The sequence below is a fragment of the Bacillus sp. B2-WWTP-C-10-Post-4 genome (assembly GCF_009183805.1).
Lineage (GTDB): Bacteria > Bacillota > Bacilli > Bacillales > Bacillaceae_G > Bacillus_A > Bacillus_A cereus.
This window is the reverse complement of record NZ_WEII01000027.1, coordinates 46,819-55,112: the sequence shown is the minus strand read 5'-3', so window position 1 is coordinate 55,112 and position 8,294 is coordinate 46,819. Positions and strand designations below refer to the sequence as shown.

Genomic DNA, 8,294 nt, shown 5'->3' with positions numbered 1-8,294 from the left:
AATGTATATAAGTATTTCATTTACATCTTTCTATGATACACCTTTCTTCTTATTTATATAAAGAAAAAAGAACTGGAAAATTACCAGTCCTTTCCTTATATTTATTCACTTATCGGAAGTACAGCACCTTTATATTCTTTAGTAATAAAGTCTTGAATTTCTTTTGAATGCAATACTTCTACTAGCTCTTTAATCGCCTTTTTATCTTTATCACCTTTACGAACCACTACTACGTTTGCATATGGAGAATCATCACCTTCAATTGCAATTGCATCTTTTTCTGGATTTAATTTTGCATCAATTGCATAGTTTGAGTTAATTAAAACAGCGTCGCCTTCTTTATTGTTATACACTTGTGGTAACAAACCTGGCTCAATATCCGTTTTGAACTTTAAGTTTTTCGGGTTATCTGCAATATCTTTTGGAGTTGCACTAACTGGATCTACTCCGTCTTTAATTTTTAAAATGCCTTCTTTTTGTAAAATTGCTAAACCACGTCCATGGTCAGTAACGGAATTACTCATAATGATTGTCGCCCCGTCTGGAAGTTCTTTTAAGCTCTTATATTTTTGAGAATATACACCAATTGGTTCAATATGAATTTTCCCTGCTATTTCAAAATCATATTTTTTATCTTTAATTTCTTTTTCTAAATACGGAATGTGCTGGAAGTAGTTTGCATCTAAATCCTTATCCGCTAACGATTTATTTGGCAACACGTAATCTTGGAATTTTTTCACTTCTAATTCAATTCCTTTTTTCTCAAGTAACGGTTTTGCTTTTTCTAAAATTTCAGCATGCGGTACGTTAGAAGCACCAACAACAAGTTTCTTTTCATCTTTATCTTTCCCGCCACAAGCAGCTAACCCAAAAATTGAAGTTGAAATAAGTGCCGTAAGTAATAATTTTTTCATTTAAAATATCCTCCCGTTTTTATTATCGTTTATCTATTCGAGTCGTTAAACTATCACCAATCCACTGGATTAAAAATACAACTAGTAATACACAAATTGTCGCAACGATTGTTACATCGTTATTCCCTCTCTGGAATCCTTCTAAGTAAGCAAGTGTTCCAAGGCCACCAGCACCAACAACTCCCGCCATTGCTGTATAGCCTACTAAAGCAATTGTCGTAACCGTAATACCAGATACTAATGCTGGTAATGATTCTGGAATTAACACTTTCAAAATAATTGTGCTTGTTTTTGCTCCCATTGCTTTTGAAGCTTCAATTACACCTTTATCAATTTCGCGAAGTGCAATTTCAACCATTCTCGCATAGAATGGTGCCGCTCCAATAATTAAAGCCGGCAAAGCTGCACTTGCTCCAAGAATTGTTCCAAGAAGAATCTTTGTGAATGGGATTAATAAAATAATTAAAATGATGAACGGTATAGAGCGGAATATATTTACGAATGCTCCAATCACCGTATTAATTGATTTGTTTTCCCATAAATTATCTTTCGCTGTCATGAAGAGTAGCAATCCTAAAATTAGTCCTAAAACAAATGTCGCAAGAGCTGCGATTGCCGTCATATATAACGTTTCACCAGTTGCTTCTAACATTTGATTCCAATCAACATTTGCGAGTAACTTATCCATGTGCAATCACCTCCAGCTCTACTTGATCTTGATGAATTCCTTCTATTGCTTGCTGGATCGCTGTTTCCTCACCATTTAAATGAACAACTAAACTACCGTAAGAACCGTTATTCGTTTGTGCAATATTTCCTTGCAAAATGCTAACTTCTATATCACTGCGTTGCATTAATCGTTGAAGCACTGGTCTTTCTACAGCCTCACCGATAAACTGCAAACGAATTACTTTTCCATCTGGATATTTTTCAATTAAACTTTCAATTGTTTCATTTGTATCTTCAGAATCTGTTAACTGCTGTACAAATCGTTTCGTAATATCTTGCTTCGGATTACGGAATACATCAAGTACTGGACCCGTTTCTACAATCTTTCCTCTCTCCATTACCGCTACTCGGTTACATATCTTTCGAATCACGTGCATCTCATGTGTAATGAGTACAATTGTTAAACCAAGGCGCTTATTAATGTCTAATAGTAAATCCAAAATTTGATCTGTCGTTTCTGGATCAAGAGCTGACGTTGCTTCATCACATAAAAGCACTTGTGGATTGTTAGCTAAAGCTCTTGCAATCCCGACGCGTTGCTTTTGTCCTCCGCTCAGCTGAGATGGGTACGCGTCTCCTCTCCCTTCTAATCCAACGAGATGAATTAATTCATCAACACGTTTTCTTCTCTGCGCTTTATCAACACCTGCAATTTCAAGTGGAAACTCTATATTTTCACGTACAGTTCGTGACCAAAGTAAGTTGAAGTGCTGAAAAATCATTCCGATTTCTTGCCTTGCCTTACGAAGTTCACTTCCTGTAATTGCTGATATAACACGATTCGCAATTGTAATTTGACCAGAAGTCGGTTTCTCTAACTGATTAAACAATCTGATTAAAGAACTTTTCCCAGCGCCGCTATATCCAATAACACCAAATATTTCACCTTTTTCTATTTTTAAATTGGCGTTATCTACAGCAGTGACATCACCGCTTTTCGCCTTATATATTTTCTTTACGTTCTCTAATAGAATCATGATGTTCACCCCTTTTTTAAATAAAAAGCGCAAGCGGCTCGTTTAGAACAAGAGGACGCCCGAATCCCTGACGTAGAGGCGCTTTTGGCCTCATAGGAAGGGATGAAACGACCGACTGTTCTAGCCGCTGGAGCTAGATTTCATAAAGATTTTAGATCGACTCCGCAATTTTTATGTTTAATACGTGTAGTCCAACGTTATCACTACCTTTATTGTTTGAATGTCCTCCACATTCAAACAATAAAAAAACCTTTCTGCTTTAGAGAAGCAGAAAGGTTTATATGCGTATATAACAACATTATCCCTCTCTCTCATCTCTCAAAGCATTCGCTTTGCAGGAATTGGCACCATTTCAACATAAGTTGACGGTTGCCGGGCTTCACAGGGCACAGTCCCTCCACCTCTCTTGATAAGAGAAATCAGATTCAATTTTCGTCTGATTTGTAATTTATTAAATTGTCTATATTTTATGAATTGAATTGTATCAATATCCACACACCATGTCAACAAAAATTTTCGTAAAAAATGAACCTTCAGAATTTTAAGCCCCTACTGACATCGGTTTACATATGTGAAACATCGATTCCACTAATAACATCGTTCGGTACGTTCCTGAATATTGTACACGTCCATCGTTCATTAACATTTGCAATCGTACATTTCCATTCACCAATTGTTCTATATCCTTTTCATCTAAGCAAATGATTTGTTCCGTTCCTCTTTCCTCATGTACCAGCTCTATATAATCTCTTGAAATTTGTAACGAACAACTTTCATCTCCAAAGCGAAAATTAACAGTTTTTTCTTCTTGTCTTAAAAGCGGTTCTAAATGATATTGACCATTAGCGTAAGTTACAAATGATTGAAGCAAAGAATATAATCTCACCCTAAATCACATCCTTCATATCACTTTCTATTACATACCATTCCCTCTCACTAAAGAGCAATCCTGTTATTTTCGCTCGACAAATACTGTATCCACCCTGCATCTCGACATATTTCCCAAGAAATATGTCGAGGCGGCAAAAATTTTGCCGCCTACTTTAATTCCGTATATAAATATTCAACCGAATGAAATGCGTATATCTTCTTCATCAGTGTCCCATTTTCAAAAACAAGTAAACAAGGTACACTTTCAATCCCATACTCTTTCGCTAAATACGGAGCATAATTTAAATCTAACATCCCAATTTTGAGGCCTTCAATTGTCATCTCAACGACTGTTAACATCTTTTTTGCTAATTGGCATGTTCCACACATTGGAGTATATACATATAATACTATTTTTTCTTCGTTCTCTATTAGGGCTGTAGCTTCGGCTCCTGTCCAATCAATCACTTCTATCATTCCTTACCGTAAATATTCTGTATAAACGTCAATGTCGGCTCCCCATAATACATTTGCTAAGTGTGTAGATGGCGCAGTTGCCACTTCTCGGTACGAGCGATCAATATAGATATGCTCGGCTTGCGGAAATTCTTTTCGAAATTGTTTCCTTAACTTTTCTCCAGCATCATCAGCATCCACTAGCACATACACTTCCTTATCAAAAAACTGATCAACGAGCTCATCCATTTTCGACAAACCAATTGTACCATTTGTACAAACAATTTCCACCGGTTCACGAATAATAGATTCAATCTTTCTTCTATCTGATGTACCTTCTACAATAATGACTTTTTCTACATAAATCATATGTCATCACCCGATCACCATATACTATATAACCTTGAACTTAGTATATAGTATATTCGTTATTTTCATGTTGTTTCCTGTTTATTTTTGCAAAAGAAAAGCGGAACCGACTGTTTAGCCCTGTTGGCTAAGGTTCTTTCGTACAGAAGACGCTTTTTGTCTTCTCGTACGGAAGGTTCTTAGACATGAAGGGCTAGGAGGTGGAGCTGGACAATGAAAAGCGGAAGCGGCTCATTCAGATTGTGAAGACTTATGAAACCTTACCACAAAACAGTTTTTCTCATAATAGCTTATTTATTTACATATAACTTGAATTTCATTATTTCACACAAAATAAAAAAGGACAGCACAAAGGCTGTCCTTTAGTCGACTATAATTAGTCTTGGTTTGTCATTTCTGCATATTTTTCTGCAGTTAATAACTTCTCAACTTGGCTTGCATCAGAAAGTTCAACTTTAACCATCCATGCACCCTCGTATGGAGATTCGTTAACAAGTTCTGGTTGGTCACTTAATTCTTCGTTTACTGCTACAACTTTACCGCTTACAGGTGCGTATAACTCAGAAACTGTTTTAACAGATTCTACGCTTCCGAATGGCTCGTCAGCTTCGATTGTTGCACCTACTTCAGGAAGTTCAACGAATACGATATCGCCTAGCTCACCTTGTGCAAAGTGAGTGATACCGATAACAACTTCATTACCTTCAGTTTTTACCCATTCGTGTTCTTCAGAGTAACGTAAATTATTTGGAATGCTCATGACTGTACCTCCAGTGAATGTATTAATTATGTAAAAATACCTTATTGGTACTTTTTCCACACACTTTCAAACTGCTCTTCGTTAAAACCAAGTGTTACATTCGTTCCATCTGTTACAATTGGACGTTTAATCAACATGCCATCAGATGCTAAAAGCTCATACATTTCGTCTTCGCTTGCATCTTTCAACTTATCTTTTAGACCCAGTTCACGGTAACGCATTCCACTTGTATTAAAGAATTTTTTTAATGGTAATTCACTTTTTTCATGTAAATTACGTAAATCTTCTTTTGATGGTGGATTTTCAACAATATGAATCATCTCATATGCTACATCGTTTGCCTCAAACCATTTCTTTGCCTTTTGACATGTGCCACACTTTGGATATGAATAAAATGTTACTGTCATAAATTCACCTACTTTTTTACTAACCTTTACCTTTATCATATAGAAAACGTTTTATTATTTCAAACCATTATTCGCTAAACTTTTACTTATTTCGTGATAATTTTTAATAATCCTGCGAATTTTTCTTATTTTTCCGCCATTTGTTAAGAAAAAAATAAATATATAAATTTTTTAGATTCTTCACCAAACATATATCTTAAACAAGCGTTTGATTAATTCTCCATTTTTCTTTCTTAACCTTTGAACTACAGGAGTTTCTTCCTACCGAACATACAGCTTAAACAAACGTTTGATTAATTCTCCATTTCTCTTTGTTAACCCTTGAGTTACATCGGTTTCTTCCTACCGAACATACAGCTTAAACAAACGTTTATTTAAAAAAATAAGAAGCCTCTTTTACAGGCTCCTTCATCATCTATTCAAATAATCTGCAATTGTTTGAAATACTACGATATACATATTATGAATACTTTCTCCACCATTTGATAAACCAATTGCCCATTGTTGCCCTTCACCACTTCCGATATTCGCAAAACCTTGCGTATACATCGCATTTACATCTTTTCGTGCACTGTTATACTCTATCCCTTTTGTAATAAAAATTGAATATGATTTATCTTGTAAACCGATAAAAAACACTGGTTTCTTTAGCGATGAAAATACATTTTTATACTGCTCTGTTGAGGCTTCTTGAAAGTGATCTTTCATTATTAGAAAACCATCCACTTCCTTAGATTTCTTTTCCAGTGCCTCTAACTTCATTTCCTCAAACTTTACATTCCTAAACGTATCTTTCGGCTTTTCTCCAACAACTCCAATTACGAGTGCTCTTCCGTTATATTCTAATTTCTCTCCTTCTTTATCCTTTGCACACCCAGCACCAACTAGGCATATCAATATAAAAAATAAGAAATACGATAAACGCTTCATTTAGCACCCTTCCCTTCTTTTTAGTCAAGTGACAAAAACGTAAGGTTAATTCAAGAAAATGTAAGTAAAATCGATAGCCCAATTCACGTTTCTATATTATAATCAATTGAATTTACTTACATTACTAAACATAGGAGATCAACATGAAGAAATTTAAACTTTCATCTTTTCTTCCGTTAAGTTATATACTTCTACTCGTACTCGTAAGTCCCCTTTACGACGTATTAAATAAATCGACTGTTCACGCAGTAGACGTTACAACTGTAGTAGATGATTGGATTCCATTTGTAAAAGCATTTATTATTCCTTATTTACTTTGGTTTCCATACTTATACGGCGCACTTATTTATTACTGCTTTGCAGACCGAAAGCAATATTATGTCACTTTAAGTAGTATTATTTTTGGAAAGCTTGCTTGTTTTTCTATTTATTATTTTTGGCAAACAACTGTACCGCGTCCGACTGTCGTTGGGACAGATGTATTTTCTGAACTAGTTCGCTATATTTATAGTATCGACCAGCCAGTAAACTGTTTCCCTAGCATTCACGTTCTTACTACATTTGTAATTATGTTAGCTGCCTTTAAGCGTAGAGAACAGCATGCTTTTGAATATTACATCCTTACTTTCTTCGGTACACTTATTATTTTATCAACGCTATTTACGAAGCAGCATGCCTTTGTAGATGCCGTTTCTGGAATGACACTTGCAAGTATACTTTACTTCGGCGTTCAGCTCTTATTGGCCAAAGAACCAATAAGAGTTCCAGTAAAACAAAATCATAGAATGTAGCATGACAAAAAAGCAGACTGTGGCTTATCAGTCTGCTTTTATATATTATTAAGGAGATTTTCAATTTAAGATTGCGGTACAGTCATATCACCAGAGTGAATACGACCTGCTTTTTTAAGAGCAATGTAAAGTATATAAGAAACAGCTACTGGAATGACGATATAAGTAATTACCATCGCCGGGAGAACTTCCCATCCTTGGCTGGAAATTAAATTAATTGGTGCGATAAGAGAACTTAATCCAAGACCTGCAATTTCCTTTCCTGCTTCCAGTTGGAAAATTAATGCGGATACTGGACCGACTATAGCACTGGCAACGACAGTTGGGACGAGAATCATTGGATTTTTAGTGATATTTGGTAACTGTACTTTCGGAGTACAAAGTGCTTGAGCTAATATGCCACCTAAATTATTTTCTTTCGCTGAGATGACAGAGAATCCGATAAACTGAGCGACGCATCCGGCAAGAGCAGCACCACCTGCAACACCGTCTAAGCTAAGTGCAATTGCTAACGCAGCTGATGAAGCTGGAGAGATAAGTAATAGTCCCCAAACGACTGCAATGACGATAGAAGCGATGAATGGGCTACCAGCTGAGCTATCTTTAATAAACGCTCCAACTGTATTTAAAACAGGAGTAATATTATGAGATAACCAAATACCAACTAAGCCAGAACCTAATATGGCCGCAAATGGAACGAGCATCATATCTAACGCAGTTTTTCCACTTAAACGTTTACCAATATATACAGCTAAAGTTGCTGTTAATAATGCACCGATTGGCTCACCTGTTTTAATAATTAGACCAGCTTCAGTAGTTGAAATGGATCCGGCACCAATTGCTCCGGCTACCATCGCCGAGAAGATTACAAGACCGTTTGCACCGAGCATAAAAGCAATGCCGGCACCAATCGCCGGTGCCATAAGGGATTTTGCAACAACTCCGATTGTAATAAGTAATGGTATATCAACAATTCTTCCTATATTTTCGATCAGTAAACCAATTCCGAGGGATACGAAAATACCTTGTGCGATTCCAGCAGATGCTTTAAATACACGAGACATTATATATTCCTTCATTCGTTTCACCTT

At 36.0% G+C, this 8,294-nt stretch carries 11 protein-coding genes and 1 riboswitch; of the genes, 1 reads left to right on the top strand and 10 read right to left on the bottom strand.

Annotated elements, in window-relative coordinates; all coding sequences use genetic code 11:
• Window positions 1–101: 101 nt before the first annotated feature.
• From metQ to GBN78_RS13435, 9 genes are all read right to left on the bottom strand, one after another.
• Complete coding sequence (gene metQ, locus GBN78_RS13475; RefSeq protein ID WP_000735086.1) at window positions 102–914, bottom strand: methionine ABC transporter substrate-binding lipoprotein MetQ; 813 nt, start codon at window positions 912–914, stop codon at window positions 102–104.
• A 22-nt stretch (window positions 915–936) separates the two neighbouring features.
• Window positions 937–1,602, bottom strand: coding sequence for a methionine ABC transporter permease (locus tag GBN78_RS13470; protein ID WP_000359401.1), 666 nt, complete (start codon window positions 1,600–1,602; stop codon window positions 937–939).
• Window positions 1,595–2,620: a methionine ABC transporter ATP-binding protein gene (locus tag GBN78_RS13465; protein ID WP_000601781.1), complete on the bottom strand. Its 1,026-nt coding sequence runs from the start codon at window positions 2,618–2,620 to the stop codon at window positions 1,595–1,597. Before GBN78_RS13465 ends, GBN78_RS13470 begins: the two co-directional genes overlap by 8 nt.
• Before the next feature lie 308 nt (window positions 2,621–2,928).
• Window positions 2,929–3,036, bottom strand: a riboswitch (SAM riboswitch).
• A gap of 125 nt (window positions 3,037–3,161) precedes the next feature.
• Complete coding sequence (locus tag GBN78_RS13460) at window positions 3,162–3,506, bottom strand: hypothetical protein (RefSeq protein ID WP_098349485.1); 345 nt, start codon at window positions 3,504–3,506, stop codon at window positions 3,162–3,164.
• A 152-nt stretch (window positions 3,507–3,658) separates the two neighbouring features.
• Entirely contained in the window at window positions 3,659–3,967 is a 309-nt protein-coding gene (locus GBN78_RS13455) for a thioredoxin family protein (RefSeq protein ID WP_076774618.1), read from the bottom strand.
• A 3-nt stretch (window positions 3,968–3,970) separates the two neighbouring features.
• On the bottom strand, window positions 3,971–4,315 hold the full coding sequence (locus GBN78_RS13450) for a toprim domain-containing protein (protein WP_000640870.1): 345 nt from the start codon (window positions 4,313–4,315) through the stop codon (window positions 3,971–3,973).
• Between the two features lie 376 nt (window positions 4,316–4,691).
• On the bottom strand, window positions 4,692–5,075 hold the full coding sequence (gene gcvH, locus GBN78_RS13445; protein ID WP_000026896.1) for a glycine cleavage system protein GcvH: 384 nt from the start codon (window positions 5,073–5,075) through the stop codon (window positions 4,692–4,694).
• 41 nt (window positions 5,076–5,116) lie between these two features.
• Window positions 5,117–5,482 (bottom strand): arsenate reductase family protein, encoded by a 366-nt coding sequence (locus GBN78_RS13440; protein ID WP_000218968.1) that lies wholly within the window; start codon window positions 5,480–5,482, stop codon window positions 5,117–5,119.
• A 411-nt stretch (window positions 5,483–5,893) separates the two neighbouring features.
• The gene (locus GBN78_RS13435) at window positions 5,894–6,412 is read right to left on the bottom strand and encodes a lipoprotein (protein WP_044584958.1); all 519 of its coding nucleotides are present in this window, start codon (window positions 6,410–6,412) and stop codon (window positions 5,894–5,896) included.
• Between the two features lie 143 nt (window positions 6,413–6,555).
• Here GBN78_RS13435 and GBN78_RS13430 point away from each other — a divergent pair, with 143 nt between their 5' ends.
• A complete protein-coding gene (locus GBN78_RS13430) occupies window positions 6,556–7,203 on the top strand; it encodes a phosphatase PAP2 family protein (RefSeq protein WP_000713763.1) in 648 nt (215 codons plus the stop codon).
• Between the two features lie 65 nt (window positions 7,204–7,268).
• Here the strand turns inward: GBN78_RS13430 and GBN78_RS13425 are convergent, their stop codons facing one another.
• Window positions 7,269–8,282 carry a PTS sugar transporter subunit IIC gene (locus tag GBN78_RS13425; RefSeq protein ID WP_044584959.1) on the bottom strand — a complete coding sequence of 338 codons (1,014 nt, stop codon included), beginning with the start codon at window positions 8,280–8,282 and terminating at the stop codon, window positions 7,269–7,271.
• Window positions 8,283–8,294 lie beyond the last annotated feature (12 nt).